This window comes from Alicyclobacillus suci (assembly GCF_017329615.1).
GTDB lineage: Bacteria > Bacillota > Bacilli > Alicyclobacillales > Alicyclobacillaceae > Alicyclobacillus > Alicyclobacillus suci.
Map to the genome: position 1 here is coordinate 1 of NZ_JAFMTW010000058.1, position 16,460 is coordinate 16,460.

The following is a 16,460-nucleotide window of genomic DNA, read 5'->3' on the forward strand; positions in this document are numbered from 1 at the left end:
CGATGCGGATTTCAAACTGAATACAGTGAAGTTGGTTCTGGAGGAGGGGAAAGTCGCCTCCCAAGTTGCGCGCGATCTTGGCATATCTCAAAAGACCGTCTATGGCTGGGTTGCGCAGTATAAGAACGATCCGAAGCACAATCATCCTGTCTCTGACAATGTGTTAAACCAGACGTTTCGAGCCGAGCGTCCGAACCAGGTATGGATGTCTGACATTACCTATGGGTGGACCGCTGAAGGATGGCTATACGTAGCGAGCATCATGGATTTATTTATCCGAAAAATCGTGGGCTGGAGGGTTGACTCGCGGATGACAAAAGAACTAGTCATCGATGCGTTAAACCAGGCGTATCGACGTGAAAGGCCGAAACCCGGGGTTTTACACCATTCGGACCGTGGAAGCCAGTATGCATCAAAAGAGTACCAGAACAAGCTCAGGGACTACGGGATGATCAGCAGCATGAGTCGGAAAGGCAACTGTTACGATAACGCGTGTATCGAGTCATTTCATAGCGTCATTAAACGCGAGCTCGTCCATCTGGAGAAGTTCAAGACGCGCACTTTGGCCAAGCGCCAAATCTGGGAGTACATTGAGCTTTGGTACAACCGGCAACGCATTCATTCATCTATTGATTACAAAACACCAGCCCAATACCAAGCGACGTACGAACGGACACACAAACCTGCAGCCTAAGCAAACGAAATGGGATTTTCATACATTCTCGGTTTGGTGTGTCCACCATATTGACTTAATACCACTTTGACCGAATTCATTTCCAATTTCACAAGATCAATGACTTGACATCTTATCGCTGGGCTAAGTCAAGCGAACATAATTTATCAACACATGAAGACCTGGAAATCATCAAACGATCCAGAAAGTAAAAAAGCGAATCCAGTCGCGGTACGGCAATCCACCCAAGGACGGGTGAATGATCTGTCTGGACGAATTCGGATCACTATCGATTCAGTCATCTTCGGTTCGTGGTGGTTCGTAAACGTAAGCCCAGCTGGGTTACAGGCGACGTACCATCGGATGCACGGTGTTCGTCCTCTGCTGGCAGCATTGGACTTGAAATTCGACAAAATGTATGGGCATGTCTCGAACTCGAAAAAGCATCAAGACATCCTGCATTTTCTTAGGGTGCAACGCCATCGTTATCACCGTTCCCAGCGGCTGTACATCATCCTGGACAACTTTTCGCCGCACAAGCATGAGCGCGTCCGAAACTGGTCGAGAATAACGTGGAATTGGTCTACACTCCGGCACACGCATCGTGGCTCAATCGGGTAGAGTGTCCTTTCGGCCCTTGGCGCAAGTTTGTGCTGTTTGTCTTAATTGCAGCAACCATGGGGACCACAAGGCACTTGTTAATGCAATTCGGGCATATATTCGCTGGCGTAATAAGCACAGGCGAAACGCTAGCCTTCTACGGGAACAAAAAGAAGATCAAGGTTGCCTGAAGGGGCACTAGTTATGCATTTTACGCTGCGTTTTTTTTTTTGCGCTTTTATTATGCGGTATACACTGTAAAAAACCGAACCATTTTGCAATTGGGCGTGTATATAGAGTGAACAAGTGAGAGGAGGCTTTATTTCATTTGGATGATCAACTCTCAGAGAGTCAAGCTAGGCGCTTGTTTGAAAAATATTCGGCGTATGTGTTTAAAACAGCACTCTTACTGACGAAATCGAGAGTCCTTGCGGACGATGTGTTACAGGAGACCTTTATCCAAGTTTTTCGTAAGTATCATACTTTCGACTCGTCAAAGCCATTTGAACCTTGGTTGTATCGAATAACTGTTAATGTTGCAAAGAATATGATGCGTAAACAGAAATGGTTGACCTTTGTACCCGAAGCAAGAGAACTAATTGATGTGGAAGCGCCCGCACCGGTAGAAGGCTTGTTAAATAGCGAGAAGGTAGACGTGATTAAAACTGCGATTAACCAACTAAAATTCAAGAGCAGAGAGGTTATTGTTTTACATTTTTTTGCTGGATTAACTTTAAATGAAATTTCGGAGACGTTGGGAATTCCGCTTGGAACCTGTAAGTCTCGGTTGAACTCAGCTTTGACAACCTTGAGAAAGAAATTGGATGATAACGATTTTTTTGAGCTGGAAGCGCGAGGGGGATGTGTATGAATTTCGATATTCAAAAATCATTGAGGGAAATGGCCGAAGAGGCCTCGTCATCGGTCTCTTTTGAACAAGTGTGGGATCAATTTAAGGGCAACACAAAGAAAAAAGGGCACTTACCGTATCAACGTTTACGTCGAGGCATAGCTTGTGTTGCCGCTAGTGTACTTGGGATAGTTGGTTGCGGTTTAGGATTATCAATTGTTTTTCCCAGTGTAGCATTAGCTATGGATAAGACGCCGATTGCTAATCAGGTCTACGATTGGCTTGGTGATCCAGGTCTAAGTCGGACTACTGTATTTGATGACAAGGTCCACGTCTCAGCCATTGATCATGGAATTACTTTCACTGTAAATGACATCTATGATGACCAAGGTCGTATCGCATTACAATATCAAATCAACACTTCTAAGGGCACCTTAGGGAAAACCGCTATTGCTCCCGAGATGAAATTTTATTTAAAGGGAAAACCATTGAATTTAACAACTGGTGGCGAAGCAGGTGGTGTGTCCGCTCAATCCTGGCACGGATTTAACGAGATTTTCCCGGTTTCTTCCAACGAAACGTTACCTAAGAAATTTGATCTTCAAATTGTGATTCACCAAATTGGAAATACGCGAGGATATTGGGAAGTTCAGATCCCTGTATCTGGTGAAAAGGAATTTACAAAAACCAGAACCATTTCTTCTAGTGTTAGTAAGACCTATGAAGGCACAACACTTGGTATTGATGATGTAACAATTACGCCTGCTACTGTAATTGTTGAGTATCACTACACGTTTGCACAAGGACAAAACACAAACATTTTTTTGAATGCATCATCAAATCATGCTGTTCTGTTGCCCAATTTAGCTGGAGCGACATACCATTCAATAAGTGATGGGATAGAGACCGTTTATGCATTTGCTATGTTTGATAGACCTGACAGTCTAGGTGACAACATGAAAATTCTACCTGAGAATGTTCCTTCTTCATCGTCTATTTCAACAGAGCTTAAAAACTTAGATATTAGTGTGCCATTAAATTGAATCGTGCGGCTCATATTCTATTGAGTTCTTGAGTTCAAGATCCTTCGCTTAAACGGAAAGGGATAACATGGATATTGCTGAATGGCTAGCCGCAACATTGTTGATTAGTATGAGTTCGTTTTCATTTGTACAGTCATTTCGTTTTCGTAATGCTACAGATAGATTCATTTCCTTCTTGGTGTTATTTGTAACACAAGTTTGTTTTGGGATTTTTATATCTGGCGTGTGCTTTCAAAGCCTATTGAATAGCACTTTTTTAATGGTAACACTAGCGGTTTACCTTATTTCCGTGAGTATCGTATACATTCGGACGGGACGGGTGTTTCCGGAGAGGTGCTCGCAGGGAATACCTCGTTTCCGAATGAATGGAATATCCACAGCCTATACAGCGATGCTCATTTTGTGCCTGGCGCTTGTGGCATATGTCGGTCATTTGCTGCCTCCATACGCTTATGATGAACTCGGTTATCATCTTGTCTCTGTTGCATCTTGGATTCACGACGGACGCATTCAAGATACTACATCTTCGTTATGGGCTAACGTTTATCCTAAAAATGCCGAACTAGTATTCGCTTGGCTTTACCTGTCAGTGCACAGCGATAGCTGGGTTCATCTTGGTCAATGGATATTTGCCCTGATTGGGATTGCTGCAACAGTCGGAATCACGCGAATCATAGGGCTTAAGCGAGATTACGCCATCATCGCAGGCACATTGTTTTTTACTGTACCGACGGTTGTCCTGCAAGCAACGACCGATTACAACGATCTCGCCTTCACATCGATGTTCCTCGGCTTCTTTTACTACTATTTGAAATTTATCCGTGAAGCAGACGCTAGGTACATCTCCCTATGTGGGGTCACAGGCGGATTGGCGCTTGGTATTAAATCCTCAGCCTCTATGTATATCGGGATCTGTTTCATTGTCGTGGTGATTATGTGGATACGTTGGTATCGAAAAAGACAGATTGCGATAACACATATCGTCATGCAGGCATGTTTGTTTGTTGTTCCGATTCTCGTTCTTGGAACGTACTGGTATATCCATACGTGGGCTGTTTACCAAAATCCAGTCTATCCATTTAACGTGGAATTTCACGGGCACACCATTTTTCATGGTGATGGATCCCTTCAGAAGTTAATTATCACTCCCAATACACCTACCCAGTTACTTGGAAAAGCATGGTGGGAACAGGTGTGGATTTCTTGGACTCATATTGCTACCTATTACGCTTACGATATGCAAATTGGCGGTTTTGGGATTCAGTGGACGTTTATCGAGCTCCCGGCACTAGTAATGTTTGCGATATACACCTTGTGTAGAAAAAAATGGATGTTTTTTCAGCTGATTTTGCCGTTGTTAGTGATTTTTATATTGCAACCGGCAAATTGGTGGGCAAGATACACCCTGTTCATGCCTGCGCTGGGCGCTTGGTCCGTCGTTTATGTGTTGTTTCTTATTAGGAAGGTGTGGATTAGAACGACACTAAGCACATTACTCCTAGTCATAGTTAGTGGATCTTATTTAGCTGGAGGAATTCTATTTGCAGCTACGAACAAAGAGGACTCCAGTCTAGTCACGCGCGCCATCACTACCGCAATTCATACACCTCGAGCCGGGAGAACGGTCGGCAGCGTTGTTTACCCTGAATACACGTGGATAGATGATATCCATCAACCGATTACAGTTGGGATTGATAATGATGTGGCGTTTCCCTACCCGCTATACGGTCGTGGTGCAATAAACGCAGTTTATCGGCTTGATGAAAGTAGAGAATTTAGATTTATCCAAGATTTGAAAACCGAGCACATTCAATACTTAATGACTGTAAAGGGTGATCAATATGATGCATGGGCCCAACAACACTATCGTCTCTGCCGATCGTTCAAAATATTGCCCAATAACAATGTTTATCGGATTACAGAAGCTCCTTAAAATTCTTTGGTTGTTGTTTGCTCAATTAAGGCCGATCCAGTGGACAAAAAATGGGCTGATTTTCGCGGCGTTTATTTTTACGATACCAAGAGTGAACTCCACCATGTTTGAGAGAGAAGTTGAGGCGTTCATATTGTTTTCTTTTATTTCCGGTTGTGTTTACATCCTAAACGATTATGTCGATTTGGCTTCTGACCAAAAGAATCCACATAAGTGTCAACGGCCAATGGCGTCAGGTCAGCTTGAGCCGAGAATCGCTTTGTGGTTTGGGGCGATGACGTTGATTACTGCAATTACATTAGGATGTTTTCTTAATATTGTTTTCGGTATGATGCTGATGGGGTATTTGGTAATGAACGTTGCTTACTCACTTGGCCTTAAAAAAGTGGTGTTCATTGATATTTTGATGATAGCACTTGGTTTTGTGATACGTACAGCCGCTGGCGGAGCGGCCATTTCGGTAAAATTAACACCTTGGTTTCTTTGCTGTGCATTGATGCTATCATTATTCCTAGCGGCAGGGAAGCGCAAAAATGAATATATGATCTGGAAAAAAGAACACCATATGTGTCGTAGCGTGTTGCAACATTATTCGTCTGGATTATTGAATGTGTTGCTTGTCGGTACATCCAGTTCGCTGCTTATGTTTTATTCGCTATTCACTGTTTTCTCTGGGCACAGTCTGTACATGATGTTGACTATACCATTTGTAATTTATGGTGTATTGCGTTATTTCAAATTGCTTTACGTAGACAAAGTTGGGGGACGGCCAGAGATGGTTTTATTGAAGGATAAGCAGACATTTTGTACAATACTTCTCTTCATAGCTGTAGTAAGTATGATACTGTGTTTGTCTCCGAAGTGAGCCCAGCCTAACCCATAACAGAAAAATTTGTAATTTTTAAATTTATAAGATCAGCTATCTAATGTCAAGCATTCTTTCGAGTTCTATGATGTAGCCGCTCACGCTGTTTGTCGGTGGTTGGTTCACCGCCATTGGCGGAGCGGCTATGACGTCAATCTGCCCTGTAGTTGAATGCTACGCCGTCAATCACTCAGCCCGCGCTTCCTCTCTGCCACTCCTGGTCCGTTAAAACCCGCCCGACATGGCTTTCATCAATGGCCTCGCTGTTTTTTGCGGCGGTATCGTATAACGCTTGCGTACACATCTGGTTCATCACCCGTGGGATTCCTTTGCTAGCCGCATGAATCATTTGCATTGCGGCGTTCGTAAACACAGGCAGATTGCCCCCAGTTTGTTTCATTTGGTGTCGAATATACTCCGTAGGCGTCTCCGTAGGCGTGAGCGTTAAAGCGCGCACACGTATTGCTAGCTCGTCGCTAGGAAGTAGAATCTGAAACCTCCCCACCAGCGAGTGATGGGGAGGTTTCAGATCCATAAAGGTTATTTCCGTTTCGGGTGACGTGTTCGTTCAGGCAAGGCTTTAGACCACGGCATGAGCGACGCCATTGCATCAGCATCACTGGTCTCCATGTTCGGCAACTGTTCGAATAGGTATTGGATAGGCAAGGGGGTTTAGCCCGTTCTCCTTGGCTGTTCCAACAATGCTGTAGGTGACCGCTCTTAAGCCCCGGTATATAATTGGACAATACCCGATGTTTATAGAACAATAAACTCAGGCGGCGTTGTCCGTGGTAAAACGTAAATTTTCTCAGCAGTTTAAGGAGCAGGTTGTGAAAGAGTGTTTGGAAACCGGAAACGTATCGATTGTGGCACGCAAGCATGACATTCTTTCGAATGTGGTCAATCGTTGGGTGCGCCAGTATCAGAATGGAGGGCTCTCAAACGGGAAGACCCGTGCGGGTGCTACGGTCGTTACGAGTGATGAATATCAACAGCTTGTAGCAGAGAAAAAGGAATTGGAAAAAGCAAACGAACAGCTGAAGAAAACGTTAGGGGAACAAACGCTGGAGGTTTCTATCCTGCGTGACCTATTAAAAAAAATCTAACCCTCACTTGCGGACAAAATAAAGATCGCAAGAAAGTGGATAGCCAAAGGCTACGCTGTGAAGCGAAAGATGCAGTCATGACGCTAAAAAGCGCACTGTGGAAGAGAAAGCTATTGACAGGTGGACAAGCAATGCCAGTGATTCGCTCAGATAACAGTCCACAGTTTATCAGCAATGTATTTGAAGAGGCGTGCGAGGAACTGAAGATTGAACATGAACGGATTCCGCCCAAAACGCTCAACATGAATGCACATATTGAGTCATTCCATCGTCTGTTAGAAGATGACAGATTATCCTCATGTGAATTTGAGACGTATGCAGAGGCATACGAAACGGTGGATAAATACATGAGGTAGTACAACCACGAGCGGATTCATTCAAGCATTCACTATTTGTCACCCGCAGAATTCCATCGTGAACATGTGAAAAACGGGTTGATGCCGACAAAGTCGATCCGCGTTTAAAAACACGAGAGAAAATTCTGGATACCGTTGAAGTTGTGTTCGAATCTTAAGTCACCTTTCAAAAGACATCGATTGTCCAATAAGAGGGGGTTGATCCGGTCTCCAAAAAGACCAGCAAAAAACTCACAAAATGATTCAGAGTCAACTATGGCCGGCCTTCGGTGTGCCTTCGACCCACCACCACCAAGCGCCTTCGGTTCCCACATCGGGCGCATGGGCCGTCCACCCATGCGCCCGATGTGGTGCCTTGCGGCATCCGTCACTCTTCGCAGTCGCAACAGTTGTGCCGATGATGCTTGTGTTCGTGGCATTTGTGGTGGTGATGGTGGTGCCGATGATGATGGTGGCTCCGGCGAACGCGATGGAACGAATTGATTTTGTCAATCACGACAAACACCGTTGTATCACTCAACCGACGCTTGAAGTTCTTGAAGACCGTGGCGTTGGTCAGCCGGACCAGACCGTCTTCAATCGAGTCGAGCGTGCCGATAATCTGGTTGCCGTCGTTGGTGAAAATGTTCACTTTCGCGCCTTTGCGATGGTGTAAACGGCGCTCCATGTCACTCATGTGCCATTCCTCCCTTTGTTTGGATACTGCAGTCTATGTCACGATGTGGACGAGCGAGTGGACAATCAACGCGGGGAGGATGCCTATTTTCAAATGCTAGCTGTGGAAGTCTCGTTGATAGAGCTCGACGAATCGGGACCAGGCGTGCTGATGTTGCCGCGTGATGCTGTCGGCGTGTCGCAGGACGTTGTAGACGGTGAAGTCCTCGTAGCGGATGGCGCCTTGGCGCATCAGGTTGCGCGTGACGAGCACGTCCTCGTACAATCGGCCGTCGGCAAACGTTGGAACTGGGAAGCCACCGATAGCCTTTAGCGCTGACGTTCGGTAGATTCGCGGGCCTAACGGGAGGGGGTATGTGAGGAGTTCCCGCGGTTGATACACTTGGCGCCCCCGATTGACGCCAGCGAGTTGCAGCGTGTGCATGCGTTTGATCCAGACTCGAAAGTTGCCGTAGAGAAGTGAGGTCTCTAGGGACACTTGTGAGACCAATTGCTGAATCGTCGCAATGGCAAACGGGTCTAACCAATCGTCCGCATCGAGCTCCATGACGAAGTCGGAGCTGATGTATGGAACGAGCATGTTGAGTGCTTGGGCCTTTCCCTGATTCTCAGGCGCGCGAATCAAACGGGCGTTTTGCAGTTTTGGCAGCCACGTTTCAATGCGTGGGGCTGTATCGTCTTGTGATCCGTCGTCGACCATTAAAATTTCACTTGCCGACACGCGTTGGCTGGCGAGCGAGGAAAGCGCGGTGTCAATCGTGGTACTTGCTTGATATGCGGCGAGCAAAACGCCGACGGTTGGCAGGCTGAGGTCACTCGATGTTGCGCCAGCGCTGCTCAGATGGGTCAGATAGGCGATTCTATCTGGATAAAACCGACTGTTTCTTCGCCGGGTCTGTCGCACAATGGGGACATCCAGATGCAGAATTTGGTGTGGTTCGAGCTGTGACAGGCAAGCCGCAAGACCCGCTTCGGAGTCGGAATATAGCAAATGTCCAAAATGCGCACCATGCGCTTCGTAAGTTTGTGCGCGCACGAGCAGGGAGCGCTTGTAAATAGGCGAGTACGCGGTGCTCGGGCACGTGACAACCTCGAGGTGGTCCGGCCACGCTTGGACGATATCTGGGAGTGGGGTACTCACAAAATCTTCATCGTGCAGAAAGAGAAAAATATCGTTCGGCTCATGCGGTAGGTGCGGTGTCCGTTGCCAATCACCGTTTAAAAAATGTGTGGTCACTGGTATGGATAAGCTGTTTGTCAATGTGTGCAAGGGCAAATCGCGTTGTTCCTCGCGGCGTAGAACCGTCACGCAATTGAGCGCATGTTGGACGTGTGTCAGCGACTTTAGCGCCCGTTGCAAACTGCGGTCGTCTGTATATGGGAAAAGAACAGCGTGCAGACCCATCTGGTGTATACCTCCAATCGCAGACGGCAAATTAATCCGCTCAGTTTGTTTCTCCATCAGTTGTATGTTCCTCAGCTTGTTGATTCTCCCGATGTTTGACCATCGTTTGCGTCCCTGGTACGAAATTTCCATTGTTGTCTATAGAACGTGTTTGCTCGTCTGCATACGGTGACCAAAGGGGGTGGCCAGACGATGGGGTTTCCTAGGCGACCAGGGTTGGTCAGTATCGTCGTCCCTGCGTACAACGCAGCACAATATTTGAATGATTGCTTGGACAGCCTGCAACAGCAAACCTATCCAGATATTGAAATTATCGTCGTCAACGACGCGAGTACCGACCACACCACGCGTGTCTTGGAGCAATGGACGCGCAGAGTTCGTGATGCCTCGCGGACTTTGCGCGTGACGATGCCTCGCAATATCGGCTTTGCAGGCGCAGTCCACACCGGTTTTTTTATGAGCGCGGGCGAGTTTATCGCGGTTCAGGATGCAGATGATATCTCTCATCCTGAACGGATTCAGCGACAGGTGGATTATCTTCGCGCACATCCAGAAGTCGATTTAGTTGGCACCAACTATAAAACGTTCAAACGGCGTCCAGAGGAACCCGGACAGTTTTCCAACTGGCTGGCCTATGGGGAGCAGATTCGCCAAGTCTACGCCAGCGGCGGACACTGCGTGTGCCACGGCACGATTCTCTTCCGCGGATGGCTGTTTGACCAAGTGGGCGGGCCCACTCGGCGGGTGGAAGGCGCGGAGGATTACGAGTTTATCGTGCGCTGTTTGTCGGCACCCGCGAACATTGAAAATCTCCCCGACGTGCTCTATTTCTACCGCGAACACACAAATCAGAGGTCGCGCGCCTATTATCAGTGAGGTCATCCGACGGTGTGCAGGCCAATGTCTACACACTGTGCAGAACGAGGAGGGAATCTGGTGCAACCATGCGTCCTATTCGTGTTGGATCAACTCAATATCGGTGGAACAGAAACGCATGTTCTATCGATTGCACGCGAGTTGAAGCGGCGCGGGGTGAAGGTGTTGGTGGCAGGCAAAAGCGGGGCGTTGCTGTCGCAACTGCAGGCGTCCGGCATTGCGCATTTTGATCTGCCATTTGCGCTGACGGACGCGATTGATCCCGCCCTGCGCGCCCAGTTGACACAACAACTGACGCGCGTTGTCGTGGAGCAAGGTGTGAATATCCTGCATGCTCACCAGACGCCTTCCGGATCTATTGCCGCAAGTGTCGCTTCGCACCTCGGTATTCCGCTCATGTTTACCATCCATGGCACGTATTACGAGGTAGGGCCGCTTAAGGCGATTTTAGAACAGTGCCGCATTTGTATCAGTGTCAGTTTGCCTGTTCAGGACTATCTCGCGAATTTTGGGCATGCTTCGGTCCTGATTCCAAACGGCGTGGACATCGACGCGTTTCGACCGATGGATTCGGCTGTGAAAAATGATGTTCGAGGGGAACTCGGGATTCATCCGTCGTCCTTCGTCGTACTAAGTGCCAGCCGTATCTCTTGGCAAAAGGCGGCCGTCATCCGTTTGCTGTTACAAGTGTGCCGCGATGTCCGGGTGAGTCGAATGCCAAATCTGCATTTGTTGGTAGTTGGAGAAGGGTATCAATTTGGTGACTTGCAACGATTCGCGAACAAATTGAACGCTCGTCGCAAGGGCGAATTTATCCACTTGTTGGGCAATCGGCAGGATATGAATCGCTGCTATGCTGCTGCGGATTTAGTCGTGGGGACCGGGCGTGTCGCACTCGAGGCGATGGCTTGTGGAAAACCCGTGGTGGCCGTTGGCGAACATGGTTTTTTTGGTCTCGTGGAACCCGCCAATTTTGATTTGGCGTGGTCGATGTATTTTGGTGATCATGGATCTCGGTTTCCCGCATCTCGTTCGCGCCTGTTTCGCGAGATAAACGCGGCAGTGCGCCGGGATTTGACTGCTTTGGGAGCGGTATCGAGAGACTGGGTGACGGAGAATTTTTCTGTGGCAAAGACGTGTGATGATTTGTTGCAGCAATACATGGTGTGTATCGGTTGACGCAGGAGATCCGTGATGTCGCACGCAATGGGCGGGAACGGAGGATGGACATGACTCGACTGTTTGTGACCAATCAGGTTGACAATTCGCTAAGCGTGATCGACTTGCGTGAAGGGCACGTGGATACGTTGGGACCTTGCGGGGATAATCCGGCTGCTATTGCTCTTTATCGACGCGGGCAACAGCTGTATATCGTCAATGAAGGAGCCGATTCTGTCGCAGTGTACGACCTTCGTCAACATGCGTTTTGCGCGTCGATTGGTGTAGGGAAGACGCCGGTGGCGATGGCGGTCGATGAGCGACGCGGGTTGTTGTATGTCGTCAACGAGGGCGCAAATACCGTGTCCGTCATTCGCCTCGCAGATTATGCGGTAGAACAGACGATTCCTGTTGGGAAGGCGCCGTCGGCACTGGTGTTGACAGCCGATGGCCGTTGGCTGGGCGTGGTGAACAAGGGCGACAACACGGTCTTGTTTCTACCCGTTGGCTCTGGTGGCGCTCCATGGACCTTGTCGACAGACGACTATCCCACTTCGATGGCTTTGTTGCCGAGAAAGCGGAAAGTGTATGTCACCAACGCCAAGGATGACACTATCACGGTGATAGACATGTTGACACAATCGGTCGTGAAAACCATTCCAGTCGACGGGGTGCCCTATAGTGCCGCCGCGGCCCCGGATGACCGCCGTGTCTATATTACGAAGCCCGGCGCCCAGCAGGTGGCGGTGCTTGACACGGCCTTGGATGAGGTGGTGGCGGAGTTTCCTGTGGCGGGCCTGCCGATGGGGCTTGCTGTCTCGTTCGATGGGCGCAGCATATACGTCACTTGCTTTGGCGCGCGCCGCGTGGCCGTGCTGGATAGCATCAGTGGTGCCGTCGCAAGGACATTTCAGGTTGGCAGAGTGCCAATGGGCATTGCCGAGGTGCCGAATGGGTATTCACTTCAGCAGGATAGGCGGGCATTTCGCGCTTTGTCGATGGAGGAACGAATGCGTTTGGCGCGAGAGGCGTATGAGGCGCGCCAGCGAGAACGGGAACTCGCTATCGAGTTGCGGCGACAACGCATACGTGGAGAGAGGGGAAGGCGGCGTGGCAGATAACCAGATGTTTCGTCGTGTGGCAGCGAACCAGATTGTTGTGAAGGAAGGGGATGCGTCGATGCAGAGCAGGGCGACGCCATTGATTCCGAACACGTTGTTTCTCAATTCAATTCCAAAGAGTGGGACGAACTTGTTAATCCAAATCATCTCTGGTATGCCAGGGTGGACGCATGACCCGAGAGATACTTTTTTCGATCCACTGGATTATCAAACCTCATTTTATCGACTGGGTCGCGTAAAGGATGAACATTTCGCGGTGGGTCATATTTACTACTCGCCAGAGTGGCTGCGGATGCTGCAACGTCTGCAGATGAAACATCTGTTGATTATTCGCGACTTACGGGATGTACTCGTTTCGCTTTGCCACTTTATCGTGGAAAAGCCTGAATATCATCAGATGAATGCACTGCGAAATTATTTGCTCACTCATGCACCGACGCAGGAGGAGCGACTGCTCATGTTGATTGAAGGCATCGATGACGGGGATTTTCATTATCCCAATTTCCACGATTGGGTGAGTCCTTTTTATGGCTGGTTAAAACAGCCGTCCACCTATGTCGTTCGGTATGAGGACTTCGTTCGCGACGAGGCGTCGCGAAGAAAGATGCTGGCGGGTCTTGTGCGCTATCTTTGTGATGGGAATGTGGACGCGAAGATGCAAGCGGTTTGTGTGCGCCGGATGGAAGACAGTATTGACCCTCGCACGTGCGGCACCTTTCGCAAGGGGGCCATTGGCGATTTTGCGACACATTTTACGCCGGAGATCTCGAAGGCGTTTGCCACGGTCGCGGGCGCACTTCAACAATCATTTGGCTATACATTATAAAGATTATAGGGACTGATGGACTGGTCAATCAACTGGTGAAATGGTGTGTGCAGTGGCACGCCATTTTTTATTGCGCATTTGTCCGGGATGTCAGGGGAGCATCACAAAAAACGCCGCAACCATTGCTGTCAATGGGTGCGGCGGATATTCAGGAGACGCTGGGCTATCTTCACGCTGTCAAACCGATACCTTGGTGCTGCGTCGGTAGCAATTGAGGCGCTACGTCGATGTTTGTCAACGTAGCGCTTTTTTCCTCCGGACACCAGGACATGGCGCGGCCTAAGGACTTGGGACTGCCGTCCCAAACCCTGCCTGGCGGCTATGCCCCAGCCCCCATGGAAAACGATACGACACATTCCTGCGGTTTGAGAAACTGATTCGTGTATCTAATGTCCCTGCTTTTTCTCATCACACAGATCTTGTTCGTTTGGTTTCCTCTGCAAGCGGAAACGTTCGCCGTACAAGTAGTCCAATTACGACATATAAGATATACAGCACACTCAATGACCAAAATAGGCTGTTCGGCATTAGCCAGGTGATGGCACCTCCTGCCAGTATTGGCCCAAGTGTCATCCCGGTCCCAAAATGAATCATGGCTAGACGGTTTGCCTGATGGAGTCTGTTTGAAGGTACTAAATCACTAAGAAACGCTAAACTCAGACTGAACAACGTACCGACAAATCCGCCAGCAAGAGCAAACATCATCGTAAATCCAAAAGTTGAATCCACAAACGGCGTTACAGCAAATATCACGGCTCCAATCAAGGAGCAACTAACCAATATTCTCCTCCTTCCCCAACGGTCGCTCAGATAGCCTAGTGTATATTGCAACACAAGACTTCCTATCACAAATGCGGCTAAAGCCATTGACATCACTGTTAAAGGTAATCCAACATCCTTCGCATAAAGAGGTAAATCTCCGTTTAATGCTGATTCCATAAATCCGAACACAAACGGCATTAATACAGCCGGAAGGACTAATCGGTATAGATGACGTGTAGAGATCTTCGGTGAATCCTGATGTTGCTCTGCATTTGTAACAACAAGGCCGTTATTTGGTAACCGTGATATAAGTACCACAGAAATGGTTAAGGCCAAACCGGTTAACACAAAAGGAATCGCCCGTGATAATGACACTGTGTTGAGGCAGAGCGGTCCAACTGAAAAGCCAACACCTGTAGCCATCCCGTACAATGCCATTTGTCTGCCTCGCCTATCGGTATCCGTCAACTTCCCAAGCCAAGTTTGTGTAGTGAAGTGGATGGTGCCGAGACATAACCCAAATACAAAGCGAAACACGAGCCACAGCCACACATTCTGAGTCATTCCGAGCAATAAAATCATAACTATTCCTAGGCAGAGCGCCCATACAACTGTATTCCTCATCCCGCTCCATCGGAGGACCCTCTCTACGACAAACATTGCAAGTACGAGACCCGTATACAGGTCTGTCGTACTGAGACTATTCAGGATGGAAGAAATATGCCCTGATTGAAGTGTGGCAAGTAGTGGGATTAAGAGACCTTGGCTGAACGTCACCAAAGCAACCGCAATCACGATTTGGGTAAATTGTTGTGGTGGACTGGGTTCTCCCCTTACGTTCCTATACATGTAAAGGAACCTCAACTTCTTCTTTAGCCGCCTCAATCATGTCAATACGTTTTTGTAAGAAAGAGTCAAATGGAAATCCACCTGTACCATATTTTATGGATTTATCTTGCATACGAATGTATCTTGATACAAGGCTTTGAATAAAGTGAAATTCACTTTCATTCCCTGTAAAAATTCTTAACGCGTTAGTAGGGTTGTACGTTACATAGGAGGCATAAGTGTCACGTGGGACAACTCCAACTGTTTCTGAAAGTAGTTTAAGCCTATGTAAGACGGGTTCCGCATCCATTCCTGCCCTAGAAAACAAAACTAGTATCATACCAAGGTCACCCATTGCCCTAATTCTTGTTACGAATGGCTCTTGGTAAGCGATGTGAAGTACTAGGCTTACGTCCGGCATCAAATTTTCAACCTTAATACACGCATCTGTTAATTTATTGCTTGTGTTATATTTTGGGAGATCATGAACTACAAAATGACTCAGAGCGCCTAAAGGGTACAGTTCATTTTTATCCTTCATTTTCTCCAACTCCTGATTACTCAATTTTGCAGTACATAATATCATAATTTATAAATAATTTTCTATATTTTGTGTTATGTCTTGATGAGGATAAATAAGATGAGTCCCCAGTCAGTTTGCTACGGTTGATACGGATCGGTCGAATCAGCCAAACGATGGTGTTCCAAGTTCGCAGATAACGGTGTCATATCGCTGTCCACTTCCTATAGACCCAATCGTCAGTGACAATCACCTCGACGTCTTCGCTTTCCTGTACAAACAAGCGGCTAGGCGCCCCTCAAAATCCAACCCATTATTTTTGGTGTTATTTCTGCAAGTGACTTTGGCCACAACTCCATTTGAAACACCTCCTAACAATCATCTCCACAACCCAATTATGCCACGAATTAGTGGTATTATCCCGGATTTCAACGATTAGGTGATTGAGATCATTGACCGGGGCATGTTTTCAAGTATTTGGTGGGTTTGTTAGCGAACACGGCGAAATCATGGTACGGAATTAGAGCAATGGACACACTTCTCCCCTCCCCAAGCCAGGCTATGAACTCCACTTTTTCAATTGGAAGAAAATCTATGTGGCGGCATGAAGCATGAGCAACGACCGATGCTTGGCATACACGGGAAGACGAATGGTCCACTGGCGTGCATGACGCACTAGAATCCCAGGTAGATGGAATAGTCTTCGTCTGAGTCGTCCGGCGGTCCACTGTCGCACTCCTGGTTGAAGCGCGACGTGCTTCTCGGCGTTACCACGAAAGTTATAGAAGTGCCATACATCCTCGCCGCTCCAGTCAAACGTTGTGGCAATCGCCTCGTATTCCCAGAGCCAATCCGCACACAGG

The 16,460-nt window shown here is 47.9% G+C and carries 16 protein-coding genes and 1 pseudogene; 12 read left to right on the forward strand and 5 right to left on the reverse strand.

Annotation, left to right across the window (positions count from 1 at the left end; translation table 11 throughout):
- The 5 genes from J3482_RS17930 to J3482_RS17950 form a co-directional block, all read left to right on the forward strand.
- A partial coding sequence (locus J3482_RS17930) for an IS3 family transposase (RefSeq protein WP_206922864.1) occupies nucleotides 1-694 on the forward strand: 694 nt, incomplete at its 5' end.
- A gap of 907 nt (nucleotides 695-1,601) precedes the next feature.
- Complete coding sequence (locus J3482_RS17935; RefSeq protein WP_146824844.1) at nucleotides 1,602-2,144, forward strand: RNA polymerase sigma factor; 543 nt, start codon at nucleotides 1,602-1,604, stop codon at nucleotides 2,142-2,144.
- A complete protein-coding gene (locus J3482_RS17940) occupies nucleotides 2,141-3,166 on the forward strand; it encodes a DUF4179 domain-containing protein (protein ID WP_188332413.1) in 1,026 nt (341 codons plus the stop codon). The genes J3482_RS17935 and J3482_RS17940 overlap by 4 nt, the downstream gene beginning before the upstream one ends.
- Nucleotides 3,167-3,233: 67 nt before the next feature.
- Entirely contained in the window at nucleotides 3,234-5,099 is a 1,866-nt protein-coding gene (locus J3482_RS17945; protein ID WP_206919899.1) for a hypothetical protein, read from the forward strand.
- A 103-nt stretch (nucleotides 5,100-5,202) separates the two neighbouring features.
- The gene (locus J3482_RS17950; RefSeq protein ID WP_206919897.1) at nucleotides 5,203-5,964 is read left to right on the forward strand and encodes a UbiA prenyltransferase family protein; all 762 of its coding nucleotides are present in this window, start codon (nucleotides 5,203-5,205) and stop codon (nucleotides 5,962-5,964) included.
- 190 nt (nucleotides 5,965-6,154) lie between these two features.
- Here the strand turns inward: J3482_RS17950 and J3482_RS17955 are convergent, their stop codons facing one another.
- Nucleotides 6,155-6,499, reverse strand: a complete 345-nt coding sequence (locus J3482_RS17955) for a hypothetical protein (protein ID WP_206922865.1) — start codon at nucleotides 6,497-6,499, stop codon at nucleotides 6,155-6,157.
- A 253-nt stretch (nucleotides 6,500-6,752) separates the two neighbouring features.
- Between J3482_RS17955 and J3482_RS17960 the strand changes: the two genes are divergently transcribed.
- From J3482_RS17960 to J3482_RS17970, 3 genes are all read left to right on the forward strand, one after another.
- The gene (locus J3482_RS17960; protein ID WP_206922866.1) at nucleotides 6,753-7,070 is read left to right on the forward strand and encodes a transposase; all 318 of its coding nucleotides are present in this window, start codon (nucleotides 6,753-6,755) and stop codon (nucleotides 7,068-7,070) included.
- A 131-nt stretch (nucleotides 7,071-7,201) separates the two neighbouring features.
- Complete coding sequence (locus J3482_RS17965; RefSeq protein ID WP_236018368.1) at nucleotides 7,202-7,426, forward strand: hypothetical protein; 225 nt, start codon at nucleotides 7,202-7,204, stop codon at nucleotides 7,424-7,426.
- Between the two features lie 412 nt (nucleotides 7,427-7,838).
- Nucleotides 7,839-8,081: a hypothetical protein gene (locus tag J3482_RS17970; protein WP_206922868.1), complete on the forward strand. Its 243-nt coding sequence runs from the start codon at nucleotides 7,839-7,841 to the stop codon at nucleotides 8,079-8,081.
- Between the two features lie 117 nt (nucleotides 8,082-8,198).
- On the opposite strand, the gene J3482_RS17975 is transcribed toward J3482_RS17970, so the two are convergent.
- Nucleotides 8,199-9,563 carry a glycosyltransferase family 2 protein gene (locus tag J3482_RS17975; protein WP_206922869.1) on the reverse strand — a complete coding sequence of 455 codons (1,365 nt, stop codon included), beginning with the start codon at nucleotides 9,561-9,563 and terminating at the stop codon, nucleotides 8,199-8,201.
- A gap of 135 nt (nucleotides 9,564-9,698) precedes the next feature.
- On the opposite strand from J3482_RS17975, the gene J3482_RS17980 reads away from it, so the two are divergent.
- The 4 genes from J3482_RS17980 to J3482_RS17995 are packed head-to-tail and all read left to right on the forward strand — an operon-like array spanning nucleotide 9,699 to nucleotide 13,487.
- Nucleotides 9,699-10,382 (forward strand): glycosyltransferase family 2 protein, encoded by a 684-nt coding sequence (locus J3482_RS17980; protein WP_206922870.1) that lies wholly within the window; start codon nucleotides 9,699-9,701, stop codon nucleotides 10,380-10,382.
- 60 nt (nucleotides 10,383-10,442) lie between these two features.
- Nucleotides 10,443-11,561 (forward strand): glycosyltransferase, encoded by a 1,119-nt coding sequence (locus J3482_RS17985; RefSeq protein WP_188332416.1) that lies wholly within the window; start codon nucleotides 10,443-10,445, stop codon nucleotides 11,559-11,561.
- Nucleotides 11,562-11,611: 50 nt separating this feature from the next.
- The gene (locus J3482_RS17990; protein WP_188332415.1) at nucleotides 11,612-12,661 is read left to right on the forward strand and encodes a YVTN family beta-propeller repeat protein; all 1,050 of its coding nucleotides are present in this window, start codon (nucleotides 11,612-11,614) and stop codon (nucleotides 12,659-12,661) included.
- The gene (locus J3482_RS17995; RefSeq protein ID WP_188332414.1) at nucleotides 12,651-13,487 is read left to right on the forward strand and encodes a sulfotransferase domain-containing protein; all 837 of its coding nucleotides are present in this window, start codon (nucleotides 12,651-12,653) and stop codon (nucleotides 13,485-13,487) included. The genes J3482_RS17990 and J3482_RS17995 overlap by 11 nt, the downstream gene beginning before the upstream one ends.
- Before the next feature lie 408 nt (nucleotides 13,488-13,895).
- Here the strand turns inward: J3482_RS17995 and J3482_RS18000 are convergent, their stop codons facing one another.
- The 3 genes and pseudogenes from J3482_RS18000 to J3482_RS18010 form a co-directional block, all read right to left on the reverse strand.
- On the reverse strand, nucleotides 13,896-15,098 hold the full coding sequence (locus tag J3482_RS18000; RefSeq protein ID WP_236018369.1) for an MFS transporter: 1,203 nt from the start codon (nucleotides 15,096-15,098) through the stop codon (nucleotides 13,896-13,898).
- Nucleotides 15,091-15,618, reverse strand: a complete 528-nt coding sequence (locus J3482_RS18005) for a hypothetical protein (protein WP_146825000.1) — start codon at nucleotides 15,616-15,618, stop codon at nucleotides 15,091-15,093. The genes J3482_RS18000 and J3482_RS18005 overlap by 8 nt, the downstream gene beginning before the upstream one ends.
- 571 nt (nucleotides 15,619-16,189) lie before the next feature.
- Nucleotides 16,190-16,460: pseudogene (locus J3482_RS18010) on the reverse strand (hypothetical protein); the annotation flags it as partial.